This is a genomic window from Streptomyces sp. NPDC002520 (genome assembly GCF_053595235.1).
In genome coordinates, this window is record NZ_JBSFXG010000006.1 from 1 (window position 1) to 19,976 (window position 19,976).

The following is a 19,976-nucleotide window of genomic DNA, read 5'->3' on the forward strand; positions in this document are numbered from 1 at the left end:
CAACGAGCTTCGCTACTCGGAGAGTTGCGCGATGGCCGCCCCATGACCAGGGGCTATGCGTTGATCGCTGTTACACCACTCGGCGGGACACCATCCAGGATTGAGCAACCGCGGGGATATGCACTTCCCGGTCATCATCAACGGCTTGGACTATCTGCACAGTTCGGTCAGCTCCCTGGCCGGCGAGCCCGAAGGCCGGGCACTGAAGTACGCGGTACTGCACCTGCAGTTCGCGGCCGAGACCTTGTTCAAGGCACGTCTGGAATTGCACGATGCGGCCCTGGTCTGGGTGAAGCCGCAGAAGTTCGACGAGCGGCTGCACCGCCTGGGCGACTTCAAAAGTGTCGGCACGAAGGACGCCCTTGAGCGTCTGCGCGACACCGTGAAGATCGCGAACCCGATCGACCCGGACGACGGTGCCCTCAAGGCCCTGGGCGATCTGCGCAACCGCCTGACCCACTTCGGCGCCACCGATACCGCCGTCGCGGTCGAGGCACGGGCCATCCCCGTCCTGGACCTGCTGCTGATCTTCATCGACGAGGAGCTGCTGCCCCACGACGACAGCGACGCGGCGGCAGATGCCTGGGAGCTGATGGAGACCATCAGGCCGCTGGTCGGCCAGATCCGCGGCCTGGTCGACCGCCGCCTCGGTCCGCTCGGCGAGAACCTCGGGCCCGCCAGCGGCCACACGCTGCGCTGCCTGTCCTGCGGCCACTTCGCGGCACTCGTCACCCCCGGCAACGGCGGTGTGCGGCCCGTCGGCTGCCTGCTGTGCGGCAAGGCATACGACGACGTCGCGGAGGTGGTGGACGCCTACGGCATGGGGAGCTTCTACGAGGCGATCACCGAAGGCGGCGAGCCGCCGGCCTACGAGTGCGCGGAGTGCTCTACGGGGCAGGCATGCGTCGTGCCGACCCAGACGGCCGACGAGCCCGACGGGCAGGTCCTGCTGTGCCTGCTGGGCGCGCATCCGCTCGGCGGTATCTGTGACTCGTGCCATCGGGCCGCAGACCTCGATCTCGCCGATCTGTGCAGTGACTGCCTGGACATTCGGTACGCGAACTTCTGACAGACGTGCCGGCAGCCCCCGCGGCCTTGCGCCCTGCCAATGCCGGGGCAGTAGCGGCCTGCGTCAGCGCGTGCTGAACCTGCATGCCGGCCTTCGGCGGTCTGGCGGCGTCACGTCCGTGCGGAAGCCCGGGCGCCGGGTCAAGCCGGCTGCGGTGGCCTGCCGGGCGGGCGCCCGAGGAGCTTGTCGAAGAAGTCGGTGATCAGCGGCCGCGCGGTGTCGAGGTCACGCAGTTCGTCATGGCCGAACCGGAACACCTCGTAAGCCCTGAACTTCAGGTCGCGGTCCCCGGCCATCGTCGCGGCGTAGGTGGTGCTGTCGGGCTGGATGCTACCGTCGGCGGTCCGGCGCGTGTAGTGCTGCATGCCGTCGACCTCAAGGACCACGCGGCGGTTTCCCGGCAGCAGCATGAGAAAGTCCATGCGGATGTTTTGCAGGGCATGGACGCCACGTTGGCGTACGGTCTTGTGATCCCAGTGGACCCAGACCTCCGGCAGCAGGGCGGGCACTTCGGGGAGGTTGTCCTGGTGGATGTTGTAGTAGAGCCACAGCAGGTTCTTCTGGCCCTCTGATTCGGGGGGTAGGGATGCCTTCATCCGCGCGTACAGGGAGCGGGTGGCTTCCTGCGCGTCAAAGATGTGGCGGGTCTCCTGCCACCAGGTCAGCAGGTCGCGCCCGAGCAGGCCGTCCTTGGTGATGTGGCGGTCGTAGACCAAGACCTGGTCGGCGCGTTCTGCGATCTCGATGTCGTTGTCGAGTGCGTCTGTGAAACGGATGTCCGGCTTGCCCAGGGTGGCGAAGATGACGTTGCGCGGCCGGCGGGCCGGGCCGTGGCCGGGCTGGGCGAGGTGGAACAGCGGGTATCCGTCCGACTCCCCTTCCTGGCGCAGCTGCGCGCCGAGCGGCGCCAGGTGGCGGTTGGCCATCTCGACAAAGCGGCGCTGTGCCTGTTCGTCGGGGATGGTCTCGGCTGAGGCCAGTCCTTCGAGGAAGCGGCCGAAGCGGGGATGTGGGGCGCCGAACGCGCCGAGTTCCTCAAAGAGACGCTCGACTGTCCAGTCGTCGCGGAATCGGACCACGTGGCGCTCAATGTCGTCACGCAGGCTGGTGGTGGAACCGCCCCACTCACGCAGGTCGCCGCCCAGGTCCCAGATCTGCTCCAGCAGGTTCATCAGCCGATCGGCGTGTTCGAGGTGGTCGGACAGGTCGAAGTCCCGGGCCAGCTCACGTCGGGTACGGCCGGGTATTTCGACGTGGGGACGTCCGAGCCATAGCAGGTCCTGGATCCGGTTGCGCTGCCAGGCGGGCAGCGGCTGGTGGTCGAGTATCGCTTCGGCGACGCCTGCCAGTTGGCCGTCCGGACATGCCTGCAGGCTGGCTGTCAGCCGCTCGTGCTTGGAATGGCCCTCTTCCGGCGGGGGTGAGGGCAGTCGCAGGCGGTCGCAGAGGGCGGGCAAGTCCTTGTGCCGGGGCGATTGGTAGGAATCGGCAAGTACCTCGTCGATGAGCTCCCGCAACCGTTGCAGGTCCGTCTGCTGTGCAGCCATCCCCTGATGATGGGCCAGGCCCGCGCACGGGTCCAGACGCAACATCTCGCGCTGCCCAGTGCAGGCGGAGGCTGGTAGTAGCCGAAGTGCTGGGTTTCCGGGGCCGTGTTCGGCATGCCGCTCTACGGTTGGCTGATGAACCAGGTTGAAATCTGCGAGGACTTGGCGAGCTCCGCCCGGCGGTGGGCGCGGACCTCCATCGAAGCCTACCTGGAGGAGCCCCCTGACCAGGACTTCGCGGTGCATCACATGGCCGTGGCCGTCGAGCACATGGCGAAGGCGTATCTGGTGTCCGTCACACCGGGGCTGCTGACTCCCAAGAACCCTAAGGTGAGCGATCTGCTGGTGCTGGGCGGCCATGAGGATAAGACAGCCAAGGGTCGGGCCGCGCTGAGGACGGTCGGCGGCGAGGATGCCGTGGACCGGGCCGGGGAAGTACTGGGCGACAAGCGGCTGCCGACGGCGGACCTCAACGCGTTGCGGGATGCCCGCAACGGCATCACGCACATGGGGTGGGGCCGTCCGGCCAGTGAGTGCAGGAAGCTACTGGCCTCCGGTGTGACCTACATCGACTCGCTCCTTGCCGCACTGTCGAGGGAGCAGGAACGGTTTTGGGGGCGGCTCTTTGAGCCGAGCAGACATCTCGTCACAGAAGCGATGTCCGAACTGAAACTGCGCTACCAGGCAAAGCTCCGGCAGGCCCGGGAGAACTTCGCGAGGACAACCGATCACTTGTCCGCCGACGAGAAGGCGGCGGTCATCGCCAGCCTGTCGGCTGCGCCCGTGCCCAGCCGATGGCTCCTGCACATCCCTCATCCCTGCCCGGCCTGTGAGAGTCCCGCCTTCGTCAGCGGGCGCGACAGGAGTGGGGACTACGGCGAGGTCTGGTTCTTCCCGCGCCACTTCGGGTGCCGGGTCTGCAGGCTCACCCTGATCGAGCAGGAGCTGGACCTCGCGGGCATCGAAGCCCACACGCTGGCCGACGAGCCGGAGGTGGATCCGGACTGGGAGCCCGATACCAGCGTCCTGTAGGGCATTCGTGCCCTGGAACACGCACAAGACGCCGCCGACACGTAAGTGGACAACGCTACCTGTCCGACCGCCCGTACGCCTAGCGACGGCGCGCAGATGTCCGCCCTGAGGGAACGGTACGCCGGGGCGAGATGGCGGTGGTGGCGGACGGGTGGCGCAGCCTCAGGCTGTTCTCGGTGCGGCGGCTCCCGGTGCTGGAGGATCGAGCCGGGTGATGAGGGTATGGCCGATGCGCTGGAGTTCCTCGTCGTGGTCGATGCTCTGGAACCTGCCGCCGCGTCGGGGCAGGGCCAGTTGCTCGCGGAGCAGGGGCAGGGCCGGTGCCGCGAGGGGGCCCATGCGGTCCAGGCAGGTCAGAACGTGGTTCGCCGTCGCGGGGTTCTTGGCCATGGCCTGCAGCAGGGCGTTCAGGACGGCCGGTGCCTCGGCCTGGCCGCCGATTTCCCAGAGCGCGGCCGCGCAGTGCACCCGGACCCATTCGTAGTCGTGTGTCAGGAGGTCTCGCAGGCGCGGCAGGGCGGCGGAGGCGGGCGGGCCGATCTCGCCGAGCAGATCAGCCGCGTCGCTGATCCGGAAGGTGATGCGGTCGTCGAGGAGGCCGAGCAGGAGCGGCATGACCTCGACCAGGTCACCGTCGACGGCCCACAGCGCGGCGACGGCGGCAGGCCGTACGTGCGCGTCGGTGGCGGTGGTCAGCAGCCGGATCGTCTCCCGTGCGCCGGCCGCCGCCGGGCCGAACGCCCCCAGCGCCTCAAGAGCTGATCGCGTGACGCGGTCCTGCTCATGGCGCACCGCGGCACCGAGCGTGTCCACCATCACAGGAAGCGCGGCCGGGTCGCCCAGCGTGGCCAGGGCGGAGAGGATCGCGGTGGCGCTCATCTCGGTCTGCTGCTGGGAGAGGTCGATCCGGCGCAGGTTGTCGCAGAGCCGGGGCACCAACTGGTCCGCCGCCTGCGGCAGATGCCCTGCGACCTAACGAGGCGGTCGCAGCGTTCTACGTGCAGGCCTCCGGCGGACTCGGTGACCTGTATCGCCGGTGCTGTCCCTGACGGCCGGCGACGCCGAACGGCCGGGCTTGCTCGGCTACATCAAGGGGCTGCGGTTCATCCAGATCGAGGCGTTCGGCACCGACGCCGCGGTCACCGCCACCGAGCTGCTGCGGTTCGGCCACCCCTGGGCGGCCGTCCACGCCATCCACGCCGCCCGTCCCTCCGCCGCCCACCCCAGCGGACGGTTCCTGCTCACCCTGACACCGAAGGCGTACGCGGGCACCGGCGTCCAGGCCGTCCACCCCGACCAGTAACAGCAGACTCCCGGCGACAGAAGGCGGCCACACCACCCCGCCCGCCCCGCCGACACGACCATCGCTTTACCCCGGGCCTGGACCGCCGCCACCTAATGGGAGCTATGGAGTCGGGGAATGCTCGGTTCCGTAGCCGCCAGCAGGTGAGCACTATCGCCGCCGGAACCAGTCGAGTTCTGGTGTCAGACCGTGCCCCTGCTGGTCGGCCGGGAGGCCCGACCGCTGATGGGGTGGCGTGCCCGCCCCAAGGGGCGTGATCACTGGATCCATTAGGCCGCGTGCCGTGCCTTCCGCAGGCTGCACCGCTGGGTGAAGTACGTGACTGGGGAGGGTCTGTTGCTGCTGATCGGTGATGACTGGGCCGAAGATCACCACGATATCGAGGTTGAGGACGAGACCGGCCGGAAGCTGGCCACCGCGAACCTGCCCGAAGGCGTGAAGGGCATCGCGAAGCTGCACGAGCTCGTCGCCCGTCACGGAGGTGAAGACCTGGACCCGGCCGAGGTCGTTGTCGGGATCGAGACCGACCGCGGCTCGTGGGTGCAGGCCCTGATCGCCTCCGGCTACCAGGTGTTCGCGATCAACCCCCGCCAGGTCAACCGCTTCAAGGAGCGGTATGCCACCTCCGGGGCCAAGAGCGACAAAGGCGATGCGCATGCGTTGGCTGACATCCGCATCGACCGGGACCAGCTGCGGCCGGTGGCCGGCGACAGTGCGGCGGCCCAGGCCGTCAAGGTCGTCGCCCGGGCTCATCAGACTCTGATCTGGGAACGCACCCGTACCTTCCAGCGGTTGCGGTCCACGTTGCGGGAGTACTTCCCCGCCGCGCTGGCCGCCTATGCGGACCTGACGCTGACCAGCACGGACGCGATGGAGTTGCTGATCAAGGCGCCCACCCCCGCGGCCGGGGCGAAGCTGACCCGCACCCAGATCACCGCCGTCCTGGCCCGCCACCGCCGCCGCAACCGGGACGCGAAGGCGGCCACCATCCAAGCCGCCCTGCGTGAGCCGCAGCTCGGCCTGCCCGAGCCGGTCACCGCCGCCTACGCGGCCGCCACCACCGCCCACGCTCGCCTGATCATCGCGCTGAACGAGCAGATCACCGTCATGGAAGAGCAGGTGAAAGCCCATTTTCTGATGCACCCGGACGCTGAGATCTACCTCTCGATGCCCGGCATCGGCGAGATCACCGGCGCCCGGGTGCTCGCCGAGTTCGGAGACGACCCCACCCGTTACGCCAGCGCGAAAGCCCGCAAGAACTACGCCGGCACCAGCCCCATCACCCGGGCCTCCGGCAAGAACCACACCGTCCAGGCCCGCTACGTCCGCAACAACCGTCTCGCTGACGCCCTGCAGAACCAGGCGTTTTGCGCGCTGCGGGCCTCCCCCGGCGCCCGCCGCTACTACGACAAGCAGCGAGCCCGTGAAGTCGGCTACAACCCCGCCCTCCGCCATGTCGGCAACCGCCTCGTCGGCATCCTCCACGGCTGCCTCAGAACCCGTACCCACTACGACGAAGCGACCGCCTGGTCGCACCACGCCCACACCCCTGCCGCTTGACCTCAAACGACATGGGGTGTCTGACACCCGCGAAGGCCCGGTCAAGCTGGTGGATGCCTCGACTCGCTTGCGGGAGTAGGCGGAGGGCGTGGTGCGGTTGCCGACGACGACCGCACGGTCTGTGACGTAGGCGTACGGTCCGTGGGAGGGTAGGAAGCCCCGGGTCCACCGGGAAGGAGCGAGGGCCCCGCCTGGATGACGAGGCCCTCGCCGCCCTGGTCGCCACCGGCCCCTATGTGCCGTAGGGGCCGGTGGTCAGTGCCAGGGCAGGTGCTTGGTGATGATCAGGTCGCAGTAGTACATGGCTACCGGGATCTTGACCGCGATCTCGAAGCACCGCCGGACCCGCTTCCACCGGGGTGGCGCCGGTTCCGGTTTCTTGCGATGACGTCCCATCAGGATGTCCTCTTCCCCGAGCTGCCTGCCCCTGGACTGGGGAGACTTCTGGCCCGGATCCGCAGTCAGAAGTCCTGCCCTGAAGGTCGAGGACGGGGACGCCGGGCATCACCCTGACACATCGCACGAACAGTCGCAAACCCGTCACGGAAAGTAACAAAACATCATCTGAGCTGCAGTTACGCATCTATGGATGCGTGAGCGATGGCGCTATCTGTGGTTCAGAAAACCATGCCATACCGGACACGTCGAGACCTTGGCCTGCGAGGTTGCCGGCCAGGAGATACGAGCGAAAGCCGCCTCTTGCCCCAAGGAGCGCGTTGGGCGACCTGCACCTGGCCAACTCCGTTTGGGCGCGGCCAACTTGCCGGTTGACCTGCACCGATACCTGCGCCCCAGCCGGCTTCCGCAAAGTCAGTTGGAGGCGGCGACAACCGAACGCGAGGGCTCATATTGCAGGTTCTGCAGGCGATCGACGTTCACTCTCCGTCACTACCGTCCTGCGGTGCCAACATGGGTTCCTCCCGTACGAGTTCACCACCGGTCGGGAAGCCACCGGCCTCACGCCTTCATGGTCCGCGGGCCGGCCAGGCGGGTGGCCCGACACCGCCCACGCAGTCCGATCCCGAGTGAGCTCACGTGCCCGACGGCGGGTGTCTACACCAGGAGGGCAGGGACGGCGTCCTCGGCCGTCCAGTCCCCCTCGAACAGAGCAGCAACCAGGCGTACGTGGTGGTCGGGGAGCTGGCCGGAGCGGTGTCGGGTGCGGGCCTTGGCGAGCCAGGCGCCGATCTTGACGGTGTCGCCGTCGACGCGGATCGTCTCGCGGACGGCGGGGATGCGGCCTTCGCGGTGCAGGAAGAGCTCCAGGAGCTGGACGGTCTCCTCGAAGGTGCGACGGGCGCGGCGCCCGGGGGCGAGCGGGTTGCTGTCGGGGGTGAGGCCCAGGGCAGTCATCAGCTGCTGCTGGCCCGGGTGGAGGGCCGGCCAGGTGGTGAGCTGGCGGTGCAGCCAGGAGCCGATCTTCACCCCGGCCAGGAGGGTGTCGCGGGTGAGCGCGGCCGGGTCGGCGCCGTCGGCGAGGTGGGCACGCAGCAGGTGGTATTTGCGGTGCCAGTCCGCGCCGTGCGGAAGGCGCCAGTCGGGGGCGAGGGCAGTCAGGGCGTCGGCACGTGTCTGATCGAGCTGGTTCTTGGCTGCGAGGTGGCGTTGTTCGGCCAGCCACGCGCCGACGGGGGTGGTGGCGGGGGCGGCGAGGTGGCCGTGCGTGCGCAGGTAGTCGGCTGCGGCGGCCAGGCGGGAGCGCCAGGTGGCGTCGTGCTTGTCCCAGATCATGCCCAGCGCGTCGAGTTCGGCGATCCAGTCGGCTTCCAGGCGGCCTGCCTTGGCGGCGTCGCGCATGGTGGTGATGAAGGTGCCCAGCCGGTAGCCGGTGGGGTCGGTGTAGTCAGCGGGGACATCGAGGTGGCCGTGTTCGTCGCGGTAGGACTGGGCGGCGGGAGCGGGAGACGGCCGGGTCGCGGGGGTCGAAGGAGGCCAGGTCCATCGCCTGGGCGATGCGTTCGGGGTGGACGGTGAAGTCGAAGTGCCAGCGGCGTTCGATTATCCGGCTGGTCTCGCGTGGGAGGCGGTTGGCCTTGTCCGGGAGGCGTTCGAGGATGCGGTGGTCGTGGCTGGCCAGCGCGCAGGTGATCGCCCAGACGGGTTCGTAAGGAGTGCCGAGGATGTTCTCGGGGTCGGTGCCGGGCGGGATGTAGACGGGGACGATCAGTGAGGCGGTCTTGCCGGAGACGTCCAGGCGCAGGGCGCGGCCGAGGGCCTGGACGCAGCGGATGACGCTGCGGGTGGGGTCGGCGAAGACGATGGCATCCACGCTGGGGATGTCGACGCCTTCGGCGATCAGGCGGGAGTTGGCCAGGATCGCGCAGTCGGCGGCCGCGAAGTCGGCGAAGATATCGGCGCGCTGGGCGGGGGTGTGCTCTCCGTGGGCGAAGAACAGCTCGGGCGTGATGTCGGGGACGAGGCCGGGGTCGGTGCGGAGCAGCAGGCGCAAGGTGTGCGGGAGTTCGCGGGCGAAGCGGCGGGCGTCGCAGACGAGGTTGAAGTAGACCAGGACCTTCTTCAGCCGGTGTTCGGTCATGGTGCGCAGGACGGCCAGGTGCAGGGCGGTGGTGCGCAGGGCGCTGTCCGCCTCCTCACCGGGGCCGGGGGTGGTGGTGCCGGGGGCGGGCAGGTTCAGGCGGCGGCGCAGGTCGGCGTCGGTGAGGGTAGGCACCACGATGCGGTAGTCCGCAGCCCGGCCGTCTTCCACCGCCTGCGCGAGCGGGTACTCGAAGACCTTCCTGCCGTAGACCTGCTCGTTGTCCATGGAGTGCGAACGCGTCCACGTCCGGCCCGGTGGGACGCCGGCGGCGCGGGCGGGTGGTGTCGGCGGACTCGGCCAGTTCCGGTGCAGCGAAGATGCGGGGGGTGGCAGTCATGTAGAGGCGGCGGTCCGCGGGTCCATGACCGCGAGGTCGAACGGCGGCACCGCGTACCCGGTGTTCTGGGTTTCCTCAATCTTGTTCAGGGAGTCGTAGGTGCAGATCACCGTCAGCGCCCGGATCTGGTCCTCTGCCTCCCCCACTACCGACATCAGACCGCCCAGTGCGTGCGGGCTGGTGGTCGACATGATGCGGGCGGCGACCATGTCGTCCCGGCCGGCCGTGTCCAGGGAGGAGACGATCACCATGTGCTCGCCGTGGCCGTCCGCCCGCCAGGCCAGGGCGGTCTGCGCCGCCAGGTCCAGCGTGGGCACCACGAACAGCACCAGGCGTGCGTCGAGTCCGTCCGCGACGCGGATGGACACCAGTGTCTTCCCGGTCCCCGTCGCCGCGTCCCCGGGCGGCGCAGGTGCCGTACGAGCCGGTTCACCGCGTCCGCCTGATCGGGGAAGAGCCGGGACCGCTCGGGGCGGCCGGGGCGCGGCAGCACAGTCATGCAGCGCTTCCTTAACTCGTCGGGAGGCTTTCACGGACACTACCACCCCGAACGCCATTCGTACGTAGAAAGTACGCGATATGTACGCTGCAGGTCCGTTTCACGGGTAGGATGAGGGTGGAGGTGTCCCATGTCCGAGCTGTTCGATGCCGTCGACGCGCTGGTGGCGTCCCGGTCCCCGCTGCCGCCGCCGGCGGAGCGCAGGCGGTTGCGCCAGGCACACGCGCTCACCCTGGACGAGGTGGCCGCAGCGCTGAAGGTGCGGCGGGCGACCATCGGTGCGTGGGAGTCGGGCAAGACCGAGCCGAGGCCGCCGGAGCGGGAGGCGTACGCGCGCCTGCTGGAACAGCTCGCCACGCTCTACCCCGCCCCGGAGAGCACCGATGCCGAGCAGGAGGACACCGCGGTGCCGCAGCCCCCTCCGGCACCCGCAGCGCAGGCCCAGTCCGTGGCAGTGGCGCCGTCGACGCCCATGGTGAGCCCGCCGATGGCATCGACAGACGCTGGGGAGCCGGCCGGAGCCGGGGCAGAGGAACCTGCCGCCGCTCCCCCGCCGGCCGTTCGGGCACCGGCCGCCGTGTCGCGACCGCGTGCCGAGCGAGCGTCGCACGGCACGCGCCGTCCGGGTGCGAGCAAGGCCGCCCCGGCCAACACGCCCGCGACCGGCGGCGCGTACGCGCACGGTCCGCTGCTCGTCCTCGATGCCGACGCCGACCGCAATGTGACCGGCTACGGCGTCGGCGGTCTGCTCCTGGACGTGCCCGCCAAGTCCCTGCCCGCCCTGATCGAGTGGACGCTCACCGAGGCGCAGCTCGGGGCAGAGAAGCTGCACGGGTCGGGCAAGGACGCCGACCCCCTGTTGGTGCTCACCGAGGCCGCGTGCGAGCGGTACGGCCTGCCCGCCGCGCTCTCACACGAGGAGCGGCTTGCCGGGCGGCTCCCGGAGGGACACAAGGTCATCAAGCAGCTTCAGCGGGCCGACTGGCAGCTCACCAAACGGGGGCTGGGGCCGTGGGCGCGGATCTACCGCCCCGCCCAGGGCAGCCGCCGACGGTGCGTGCAGCTGTGCATCCCGTCCTGGCACGCCCTGGACGGCCGCGCGTGGGGTCATGCCGCGCAGCTTGAGCCGGCGGAGCTGGCCCGGGTGCTGGGCGTGTACGCGCAGCGGGTGATGACGCCGGTCGGCTCTCCTGCCGTGACGGGCTTGCAGCTGATGACCGCGCTGAACCCGCCGACCCGCGCCAGCGAGCCGGACGCCGACGGCCGGCGCCACCGCGAGCACCGGCCCGGGTCGCTGGGCACCGAGGCGATGGACCCGGCGCCGTGCGAAGCACCCGACGGCCACCCCGTCCTCGCGCACCTGCCGCGCTTCCACGTGCGCGGTCCGGAGGAGAAGCTGCTGGAGGAGGCCTACGACTGGGCCCGGGACCTCACCGACGCCGAGTGCATGAAGCGCTACCTGGTCGGCCTGGATGTGAACCTCGCCTTCGCCGCAGGCGCCAACGGCGCCGTCGTCGGCCTTGCCTCACCGCCTGAGCACGTCGACCGGCCCGCGTTCGACCCATCACTGCCCGGCTCGTGGCTGGTCGACCTCTCCCACGTCGACCTGTCGCGGGTGAAGGTGGGCAAGCAGTGGCATGACCTCGATCAGGCCCTGCTTCCCAGCCCGTTCACACCGAGCGGGCAGCGCCCGACGAGCCCGGCCTGGTATGCCACACCCACCGTGGCGTACGCCGTCGAGCTCGGCTACGACGTCGCCCCCGTCGAGGCCTGGGTACACCGCGAGAGCGGCCGGTTCCTGGACGGCTGGTACAAGCGGCTGCGCGACGCCTACATCGCGACCATGAAGGATCTCGGGGTGGGCGAGAAGCTGTCCCCGACCGAGTTCCTGGAGGCGATGGACGGTTACAAGAGCCGTGATCCGGAGCTAGGCATCGTCGTGGACGCGGTCAAGATGACCGTCAAGGGCGGCATCGGCAAGCTGCGGGAGAAGGCGCGCGGCGGCGGCTGGAAGCCGGGACAGCCCTGGCCCGCCCTCGCCCGCCCGACGTGGCGGCCCGACATCCGCGCCGCCGTGATCTCCCGGGCCCGGATCAACATGCACCGCAAGATGGTCGCCCTTGCCGCGGCCACCGGGCAGTACCCGGTCGCGGTCCTCTCGGACTGCGCCGTCTACGCCGCCGATGGGCCCAGCCCGCTGGATGTCCTGCCCTACGACGCCGACGGCAAGACCGTGCCGGGCTCGTTCCGGCTCGGCGTCTCTCCGGGGATGGTCAAGCACGAGGGCACCCAGAGCGTGCTGTGGGGCGCCAACATCCTCGAGCAGCTCGCCGGTGACGGCCACGTCGCCAACCTCGCCCGCTACATCAAGACCGGCGAGGTCACCGCCAAAGACACCGGAGAATAAGGGGAATCGCGACATGGTCACGGTCGGGGAAGGACTCGACAAGGCGGTGCAGGGGGCATTCACCCGTCCCATCCCGAAATCCGCCGGGGCACAGATGCGTTACCTGATCCGGCAGCACCAGCGCAGCACCCGGCGCGTGGCCGAACTGCTCGGCATCAGTCAGCGCACCGTCGAACGCTACGTGAAGAACCAGATCAAAACCCCCCGGCCCCAGCTCGCCGACCGGCTCGAACGCGAGGTCCGCGCCCGCTGGCAGCCGCAGATCAGGGCCAAGGCCAAGCAGACCGCGACCACCACCGCAGGCATTATGATCGATATCCAGGCACGGTTCGGCTACACCGCCGCCCCCGGCAGCACCGACGACGCCCGCGTGCGCCACCTCACCCTCGCCCTGCCGCCCGGCCACGCTGCCCGTCTCTTCCAGGCCCAGGAGGCCGGTCTCACCGAGGACCAGCTCCGCCAGATCGCCGCCGAGGCCCTGGGCGAGGTCTACTTCCGCGACAACGGCCGCCGCGCCCACGGCCTCGAAGTGGAACTCACCGACCTCCTCGACCTCGAGTTCGAGCTGTAGCCGGTCAAGGCCCCGGACAAGACAGGAAGCAGGAAGTGGCATCGGGGACAGCTGTGGCAGCAGAGGCACTGCGGACCGTGCCGCCGGCCGGGGAGCTGAGCGCATTGCTGACCTACCGGGCCGCGTCCGCTAGGGCCTGCCGACCGCTGGCGTGCTGCGGCTGTGGACGTGTCGCCACTCCCCCACCCGGCACGACGACGGCGGCCTGCGCGCCGATGCGAAGGTCGTCCTCAACGCAACCGGGGGGTGTGCTTGCCGAGCTGTGCGCGGTTCAGCCGGCGGTGCCGGCACGCGCTCTGCCCGCCTACACGACATCCACTACAAACCCCGGAACAGGTGCGTTTCAGCGGGCCAGTGTGACCGTGTGAGACGACGTGTTCGTCGAAGAGGTCCCGGCGCAGCTATCGCGCCAGTGCTTGTAGGCCGCTGACCAGATCGGCCTGTGCCAGTTCGTCGCGCTGGGCCGGTGTGAGCCAGCGGGCGGACGATCCGGCAGGCGTCCGCTCCACCAGCAGCACGTCGTCGACGGCCTCGGCAACAGCGTGCAGGTGGCTGATCACCATGACAAGGCGATTCCCGTTGGCTTGGGAGCGCAGTACCTCGAGGGCGGAGTCCAGTGCGGTGGTGTCGAGGGCGGCGAAGCCTTCATCGAGGAACAGGGAGCCGAGGGCCGGGCCGCTGCGGGAGTGCAGTTCGGCGAGCGCCAGGGCCAAGGCGAGTGACGCTTGGAACTTCTCTCCTCCGGACAGCCGGTTCGGGGGGTGGGCGACGCCGGAGTTGCGGCTAACGATGTCGAAGCTGTCGGCGAAGCCGAAGCGCCCGTCGGACATTTGACCGAGCAGGTCGCTGGCGACACCGAGCAGTGCCTGGGTACGCAGCATGGTGAGGTGGTTCAGGAACTTGGCGTCGACCAGTTCGCGGCGCAGGACTTCCAGGGCTTCACAGCGGGCCTTGCCCGCGGTGATGGCGAAGTCCAGGTCAGCGGCCGGCTTGATCAGGTCCTGCGCTTCCTGCTGTTTCTGGCGCTGGTCTTTGGCTTCTTTGGTTGCCTGTCCGACTGCGGCAACGAGGGGGTGAAGCGCTTCGGGTGTTGTCAGATCGGCGTGGATATCGAAGCCGTCGACATCGGTAAGTGCGGCGGCGCACTCGCTGAGGCTGTTCTCGGCAGTGGCTGCGTGGTCTGCGGCGGCGACGGCACGCTGGGTGAGCTTGTCACCCAGCGTTGAGGTGGTCCTCGACAGTTCGGAGGCGTACGTGCGCACTTCGGCGATCTCTGACTGGGCCGGGGCCTTCGGCGCCTGGTGCTGGTCGGAGGCATCGAGATGCGTGAGGGCCTGAGTGACGGCCTGTGCCCACACGTCCAGTCGGCCGCGCAGTTGGTTCAGCGGGTGCTCCAGCCGGACCTGAGTGTCCTTGTCGAGGGCACGCTGTTCGCCAAGTACCTCGGCTTTCTCCGCCCTTGTCTTTTCCCTCTGGTCGAACAGCTCTTGGACTTCTGCCTGCCGGGTGGTGACAGCGGCGGCGGCAGCGGCTGCCTCATCGGCGAGGATGTCGATCGCGTCGTGCGGCAGCATCGCTTGGATGCGGGAGGGAAGCGTGCTGACCTGGGTGGTGGTCCTGGCCACGGCACGGGTGTGAAGCGCGGAGGCCTTCGCGGTGTCGTCGGTGTGGCGTTGATGGGCTCGCGTGCGCTCGGCCAGCGCATTGCGGCCGGCTTCGACCTCGGCGATGCGGCGATGCCCTTCGGCCTGCAGTTGCTCGGTGTGCCTGACGGCTGCCTGCTCGCATGCGGCGATCGCGTCGGCGATCGGTGCTGTGTTCTGCTCGAGTGGTGCAGGGCCATCAGCGGTCGAGGCAGCCAGGGCTGCGGTGGCAGCGCTCAGTGCGAGTGATGCTGCTTCGGCGTCGAAGCCTGCGTCGGTTTCGGCGGCCAGAGCAGCGAGGTCTGCGAAGGCGCGCACCGCGTCTGCACTGGTCTCCTGTGCTGTCTGCTGTGCGCTGTGGTGCTCTCTCTCGCGTGCAAGGACCGCCTCTTCGGCGGCGGTCATATCGGCACGGGCTTTAGCGAGCCGTTCGACGGCCGTGTCACGTGCGGTTTTTGCCCGGCTCAGCCGGTCCGTCGCCGCGGCCAGCTCGGCCGTATGAGTATCCGTCGGGGGTGCGAAGTTGTCCGGGACCTGCTGGTGGCATACAAGACAGTCGTCACCGGGGCGCAGTTCGGCGGCGAGCGCCGCAGCCGTGTTGCGTTGTCGCAGCGCCTCCAGATGAATGTCGGCTTCCTTGACAGCTTTGCGTGCTGCCTCTGCTTTCACCTCCACTGGGCCGAGATCGTCACGGGCGGACGTGCGCCGGTCCACTGCGGCGGCGTGTGCGCTCGCGGTGCCGGCGACGCGGCGGGCCGCCGTGAGGGCTGTGGTCAGCGCGGTGCGGACGGTGGTGGCGCACGTGCGGATCTCGTTGCTCGTCTTTGCGGCGGCACTGGCCTGCTCGGCCAGCGGTTTTGCGTGTTCGGCGTCCTCGTCCAGTTCTGCCTCGGCTTCGGTGATGGCGTCGCGTTCGTCGGCGAGTTGTTCGGCGAGAATGGCAAGCCGGTCACGCTCACTGCGGTGTTCCTCGGCGTCTGCCGCGAGGGTCTTCAGGATCATGGCGGCTTGGGCCAGCGCGTCCTGGCCTTCTCCTACCGCGTCTGCCGCGGTGATCGCTGCGGTCAGTTCGAGTTCACGGGTTGCGGCGTGTACGGCGCGCTGGTCCAGGGCGTCGTGGCGTGCGGCGATGTCGGTGGCGACGGGCTCGAGTGCGTCGAGGACGGCTCCGGCGTCGGGCACTGCGCACGTTGACAGTGTTTCGGCGGTGCTGGTGGCCGACGCCGCAGTAGCCCGGGCTGCCAAGACCTCGCTCCGCAGTGCGGTGATGCGCTCGATGGCGGTCTTCAGCCGTTCGGCGTGGGCGGTGGCTGCGTCGGCGGCTGCGCTGGCTTCTGCGGCAGTCTGCTTGGGGTTGTCCGGCATGGGGGCACGTTTGGCTCTCGCGTCGCTCAGCAGCGCCTGGAGAGTGTGGCTGTGGCGGGCGGCCATCTGCTGGACCAGTTCCAGTGACTCGGCGCCAAACAGTTCCCGCAGCCGTGGGCTGCGTTCCTTGGGTGTGGCGGTGAGGAGTTGGTCGAACTTTCCTTGTGGGAGCAGTCCGACGCGCAGGAAGGTGTCGTAGCCCATCTGCAGCACCGCTTTGATGCGGTTGTCGACGGCGGTGGCGCCGTCGGTCTCCTCGCCGGTGTCCAGGTTTTTCAGGTGATGCCGGGCGGCGTTCGGGTTAGTGGCGTGCATGGTCCGGTGTACGTGCCAGCGTTGTCCGTCGTGCAGGAAGGTGAACTCGACGCTCATGGCCTGTGCACCATCGGCGATGAGATGCCGGGGTTCTCTGGCATCCCAGGTGCTTTTGCGGAACAGGGCGAAGACGACGGCGTCGAGCAGGCTGCTTTTGCCGGCGCCGGTGTCGCCGAGGGCTGCGACCAGGCTTTTGCCGGTGAAATCGATCCGGGCCAGGCTGGGGTAGCTGCGGAATCCGGTGAGAGCGAGTACCAGCGGTTTCATCGTGCCGCCTCCGCTGTGTTGGTGTCGGTGCCGGTCAGCAGGCCGGAGTGGTCGATGCTGTCGAGGGGGCGGCCTGCGATGGCGGCGGTCAGCAGGTTCTCCTCGCAGCACGGTGCGGGATCGTCGGGGTCGGGTTCGGCCTGCAGCTGGGCGAAGGCGGCCATGACACGGTCCAGGGCCAGCCCGGTGGTGCCGCGGCCGGGCAGATAGTCACGCAGCAGGTCTTCGATGCCCGGCAGTTCCCTGGTGGAGGTCTCCCGGTCCAGCACGCGGTGGGCTGCATCGGCGCGGCGTTCTTCGACGTCGACGATCGTCGCGTGCGGCAGCATCGCAGTAAGGGTGTTGGACAGGGACGGGTTGAAGGCTTCGACGTTCACCACTGCTTTCACCCACGCGTCTCCGACCCGGCCAGCGCGCTGCGCGATCTCTTCCAGAGTGCCTTCCAGGCGGATCAGACGACGGCCGGCGGTCAGCGGCACAGTCTCGATGAGGGGCTCCCTGCCCGGGCCGATCTCGGCCAGCACGACGCTCTTGGTGTCGCCCCTCTCGCCGAAGTCCATCTGCAGCGGACTGCCGGCGTAGTAGGCCGGGAATCTGGCGCGGGCGACGCGCTGCGGCTTGTGGATGTGGCCGAGGGCCCCGTAGGCGACGCCGGGCATGTCGGTGGCTGCGGCGGCGTAGTCGTCGGCGATGGAGATTTTCCTCTCCGAGTAGGAGGGGGCGGCTCCTTCGACGAACAGATGAGCGGCGAAGACCAGAACGTCCCCGGCGCCGCTCCCCGCGGTCAGGCGGCGGTAGGCGTCGGCCTGGACGGTGCGCATCCGCTGGGCGTAGGTCGCGGTCGTCAGGGCGGGATCGGCGAAGTCATAGGTGAACCGGTTGGGGTGCAGGTAGGGCAGTGCGCCGATGCGCAGCGTCAGGTCCCCGTCGTTGGCGGGGTAGTCGGCGACGAGCAGCCGGCCGGGGCGGGCGTCAGTGGCGAAGCGGACCCGGGCCTGTTCGTGTTCGCGGCTGCCCATGTCGTTGAGGACGTACTCCACGAATGCCAGAACGTGAGTGGTGTCGTGGTTGCCGGCGACGACGACCACGGGCGCGATCGCGCCGAGGCGGCGCAGTGCCTGTGCTGCGCGGCGTATGTCGTCCAGGCCCGGGCGGGAGCTGTCGAACAGGTCGCCGCTGTGCACGATCAGGTCGGGGGCGAACTCGTCGGCGATGTCGATGATTTCGTCCAGGACGGCATCGACTTCGGCGTCGCGTCGGTAGCGGCCGATCTGGCGGCCCAGGTGCCAGTCGGAGGTGTGGAATACGCGTGCCGTCACGGGGGCGCCTCCAGGGGGACGGTCGGCGGGCGGCCGCGGCTGCGCCGCTCGGCCGGAGGTTCGGTGGCGCCGACTGTACACCGAACCTCAGGAAGGAGTCTGGAAAACTCTGGAAGTCTGGTAGCGTCTGGGGCATGAGTGATCCGCTGGACGCCCTGGAGAAGAGCATCAGCACCCTGCGTCGTGCGATCCGCGACGCTTCCGCCGCCGGTGACACCGAGCGCGCCAGCGAGCTGCGGGCGCAGCTGCGCCGTGCCGAGCGGGCCTGGGACGCCCTCCTCGACGCCGACGAACCGGCGCCCGCACCGCCCCGGCTCGCGCTGGAAGCGGCCCCGGCCGCCCGGGGAGCGCAGCTCCCGGCACGTGAGCACGTCCACCGCGCCCTGATGCTGCTCGGGACCCCGGCCGCCCCCAAACTGATCGTCGGCGTGCACGAGGCGTTCTTCCCGGGCGAGTTGTCCGCGTCGAAGCTGTCCAGCCTGCGCCGGGACGAGGAGCGCTCCTACCGCTCCAGCCCCGGCGCCCGGCCGTACTACCTCCCCCCGGCACTGGCGCACGACCTGCTGACACCGGTGCGGGCGCTCGTCACCATCAGCACCTGGACGCTGGAACAGCGCATCATCGGACCGCACTCACCACGCGTCGACTTCCTCACCGGCGCGATCCGCATCGCCGAGGCGGTGCACACCGCGGCACAGTCCGCGGGAAGCGGGCCCAGCCCGGAGGCGCTGCGGCTGCTGTGGCGCTTCGCCGTGAACATCCCCGACGCAATGCCGAAAAGCGCCTCCGGTCACGAGAATGCTCTGGATCCGGAGCAGGTGATCGAGGCCGCCCAGGCCGAGCTGGACGTGCACGCCGACGCCGACCGAGCCGCCCGGGCCGAGGCCTCGCGGCGGGCCCGCAAGTCGCTGAGCGACGACCAGCAGCTGTTCGGCGCACCCTCGCAGGGCGTCACACACCTGCGGGCCCGGGCCTGACCCTCTCCTTCAACAACAGTCCCCTCTCCCCTGCAAGGATCTCCGACACCGTGAAAGCACCCGTCGACGACCGACTGGACGCGCTGCGCGGATCCGCAAAGCGCCGGCCCTACAACGCCCGCTCGCTGGCCGCCCTGGAAAACAACCCGCGCTGCACGCTGCGGGCCCTGCTGGACGCCTCCGGATCCGACAAGGCCGCGATCGCCGAGCACGCCGGCTACCCCTCCCCCTTCGGCCAGTCCGCCTTCGCCTTCGCCCGCGGCAACACCTTCGAAGCAATGGTGAAGGACAACGGCTGCGCGGAACTCCTGCGCGTCCTGCGCGAGACGCTGAAGCTGACGCTGCCCGAGGTGGCATACCGGGACCTGAACGACGTCGGCGGCGACGGCAGCAACGAGACCCGCCGCGACCACACTGCCGAGGCACTGCTGCAGGCAGCCCAGGGCACCGGCGACGGCACCCTGTTCGACCACCCGATGCTGTACCTCGAGGTCGGCGGGCAGGAGGCGTTCCTGGAGCCGGATCTGGTGGCCTTCCGTATCGACGGCCGCTTCTACATCGTGGAGATCAAGAGCTTCCCGATCATCGACGGGCAGGCCGACCCGGCGCAGGTGCGGTTGGCGACCACACAGGCATGCGCATACGTCGTCGCCCTGCGCGCTCTCCTCGAGGAGGCCGGGATCGGCCCGGAGGCCGTGTCCGACACCATCGTGCTGGTCGCACCGAAGGACTTCACCAACCGCCCGACCGCGGCGTTCGTCGACGCCCGCAAGCAGGTATCCGCCCTGACCCGTCAGCTGGCCCGCATCGAGCGCATCAGCGACCTCGTGGACCTGCTGCCCGAAGGACTCACCTTCGACCTTGACATCAACAAGGACAACAAGCGGCCCCGCCGCCCGGCCGAAGAACTGGCCGAGGCGCTGGAACAGGTGCCCGCGACGTACCGCCCGGACTGCCTGAACCACTGCGAGATGGCGTTCTACTGCCGCGCCCGCGCCCGCGCGGAAGCCTCACTGGACGTCCTCGGCCCGGCGGTGCGCGAACAGTTGGGCGGGATCGACACCGTGACCATGGCCCTCGGACTGGCCCGCGGGCAGCTGACACCGACCGCGGACCAAAGCGACATGGCCGCCGCGCTGCGACACGCCGCACGGCTGCGCGCCGAGCTGACCGGAGCGTCCGGGGGTGCCGCGTGAGCATGCTGTCGGCGTTGGCGCACGTAGAGG

16 protein-coding genes and 1 pseudogene are annotated in these 19,976 nt (G+C 69.4%); 8 read left to right on the top strand and 9 right to left on the bottom strand.

Annotated elements, in window-relative coordinates; genetic code table 11:
• The first annotated feature begins 100 nt into the window (after positions 1 to 100).
• The gene (locus ACWD5D_RS11265; RefSeq protein WP_451372557.1) at positions 101 to 1,069 is read left to right on the top strand and encodes a hypothetical protein; all 969 of its coding nucleotides are present in this window, start codon (positions 101 to 103) and stop codon (positions 1,067 to 1,069) included.
• Between the two features lie 140 nt (positions 1,070 to 1,209).
• On the opposite strand, the gene ACWD5D_RS11270 is transcribed toward ACWD5D_RS11265, so the two are convergent.
• A complete protein-coding gene (locus ACWD5D_RS11270) occupies positions 1,210 to 2,661 on the bottom strand; it encodes an AbiJ-related protein (RefSeq protein ID WP_451372558.1) in 1,452 nt (483 codons plus the stop codon).
• 90 nt (positions 2,662 to 2,751) lie between these two features.
• Between ACWD5D_RS11270 and ACWD5D_RS11275 the strand changes: the two genes are divergently transcribed.
• Entirely contained in the window at positions 2,752 to 3,648 is an 897-nt protein-coding gene (locus ACWD5D_RS11275; RefSeq protein ID WP_451372559.1) for a hypothetical protein, read from the top strand.
• 162 nt (positions 3,649 to 3,810) lie between these two features.
• Here ACWD5D_RS11275 and ACWD5D_RS11280 read toward each other — a convergent pair whose 3' ends face one another.
• Positions 3,811 to 4,584 carry a HEAT repeat domain-containing protein gene (locus ACWD5D_RS11280; RefSeq protein ID WP_451372560.1) on the bottom strand — a complete coding sequence of 258 codons (774 nt, stop codon included), beginning with the start codon at positions 4,582 to 4,584 and terminating at the stop codon, positions 3,811 to 3,813.
• 100 nt (positions 4,585 to 4,684) lie between these two features.
• Between ACWD5D_RS11280 and ACWD5D_RS11285 the strand changes: the two genes are divergently transcribed.
• Positions 4,685 to 4,951 carry a hypothetical protein gene (locus tag ACWD5D_RS11285; protein WP_451372561.1) on the top strand — a complete coding sequence of 89 codons (267 nt, stop codon included), beginning with the start codon at positions 4,685 to 4,687 and terminating at the stop codon, positions 4,949 to 4,951.
• 336 nt (positions 4,952 to 5,287) lie between these two features.
• Positions 5,288 to 6,511, top strand: coding sequence for an IS110 family transposase (locus tag ACWD5D_RS11290; protein WP_451372633.1), 1,224 nt, complete (start codon positions 5,288 to 5,290; stop codon positions 6,509 to 6,511).
• Positions 6,512 to 6,766: 255 nt separating this feature from the next.
• On the opposite strand, the gene ACWD5D_RS11295 is transcribed toward ACWD5D_RS11290, so the two are convergent.
• The 5 genes and pseudogenes from ACWD5D_RS11295 to ACWD5D_RS11315 all read right to left on the bottom strand — a co-directional run bounded on the left by ACWD5D_RS11295 (position 6,767) and on the right by ACWD5D_RS11315 (position 9,755).
• Positions 6,767 to 6,907 carry a hypothetical protein gene (locus ACWD5D_RS11295; RefSeq protein ID WP_451372562.1) on the bottom strand — a complete coding sequence of 47 codons (141 nt, stop codon included), beginning with the start codon at positions 6,905 to 6,907 and terminating at the stop codon, positions 6,767 to 6,769.
• Between the two features lie 657 nt (positions 6,908 to 7,564).
• Complete coding sequence (locus tag ACWD5D_RS11300; RefSeq protein WP_451372563.1) at positions 7,565 to 8,308, bottom strand: helicase associated domain-containing protein; 744 nt, start codon at positions 8,306 to 8,308, stop codon at positions 7,565 to 7,567.
• A pseudogene (locus ACWD5D_RS11305) lies at positions 8,300 to 8,344 on the bottom strand (hypothetical protein); the annotation flags it as partial. The pseudogene ACWD5D_RS11305 and the gene ACWD5D_RS11300, both read right to left, overlap by 9 nt.
• A 10-nt stretch (positions 8,345 to 8,354) precedes the next feature.
• Positions 8,355 to 9,275, bottom strand: coding sequence for a helicase-related protein (locus ACWD5D_RS11310; protein WP_451372564.1), 921 nt, complete (start codon positions 9,273 to 9,275; stop codon positions 8,355 to 8,357).
• A 108-nt stretch (positions 9,276 to 9,383) separates the two neighbouring features.
• A complete protein-coding gene (locus tag ACWD5D_RS11315) occupies positions 9,384 to 9,755 on the bottom strand; it encodes a hypothetical protein (RefSeq protein ID WP_451372565.1) in 372 nt (123 codons plus the stop codon).
• Between the two features lie 261 nt (positions 9,756 to 10,016).
• On the opposite strand from ACWD5D_RS11315, the gene tap reads away from it, so the two are divergent.
• Both tap and tpg read left to right on the top strand, forming a co-directional pair.
• On the top strand, positions 10,017 to 12,293 hold the full coding sequence (gene tap, locus ACWD5D_RS11320) for a telomere-associated protein Tap (protein ID WP_451372566.1): 2,277 nt from the start codon (positions 10,017 to 10,019) through the stop codon (positions 12,291 to 12,293).
• Between the two features lie 13 nt (positions 12,294 to 12,306).
• Complete coding sequence (tpg, locus tag ACWD5D_RS11325) at positions 12,307 to 12,864, top strand: telomere-protecting terminal protein Tpg (protein ID WP_451372567.1); 558 nt, start codon at positions 12,307 to 12,309, stop codon at positions 12,862 to 12,864.
• A gap of 401 nt (positions 12,865 to 13,265) precedes the next feature.
• On the opposite strand, the gene ACWD5D_RS11330 is transcribed toward tpg, so the two are convergent.
• Positions 13,266 to 16,454 carry an AAA family ATPase gene (locus tag ACWD5D_RS11330; protein WP_451372568.1) on the bottom strand — a complete coding sequence of 1,063 codons (3,189 nt, stop codon included), beginning with the start codon at positions 16,452 to 16,454 and terminating at the stop codon, positions 13,266 to 13,268.
• On the bottom strand, positions 16,451 to 17,773 hold the full coding sequence (locus ACWD5D_RS11335; RefSeq protein ID WP_451372569.1) for a metallophosphoesterase family protein: 1,323 nt from the start codon (positions 17,771 to 17,773) through the stop codon (positions 16,451 to 16,453). The genes ACWD5D_RS11330 and ACWD5D_RS11335 overlap by 4 nt, the downstream gene beginning before the upstream one ends.
• 134 nt (positions 17,774 to 17,907) lie before the next feature.
• Here ACWD5D_RS11335 and ACWD5D_RS11340 point away from each other — a divergent pair, with 134 nt between their 5' ends.
• Together ACWD5D_RS11340 and ACWD5D_RS11345 are read left to right on the top strand one after the other, a co-directional pair.
• Positions 17,908 to 18,750, top strand: a complete 843-nt coding sequence (locus ACWD5D_RS11340; protein WP_351343782.1) for a hypothetical protein — start codon at positions 17,908 to 17,910, stop codon at positions 18,748 to 18,750.
• 50 nt (positions 18,751 to 18,800) lie between these two features.
• Positions 18,801 to 19,946, top strand: coding sequence for a hypothetical protein (locus tag ACWD5D_RS11345; protein WP_451372570.1), 1,146 nt, complete (start codon positions 18,801 to 18,803; stop codon positions 19,944 to 19,946).
• The last annotated feature ends 30 nt before the right edge of the window (positions 19,947 to 19,976 follow it).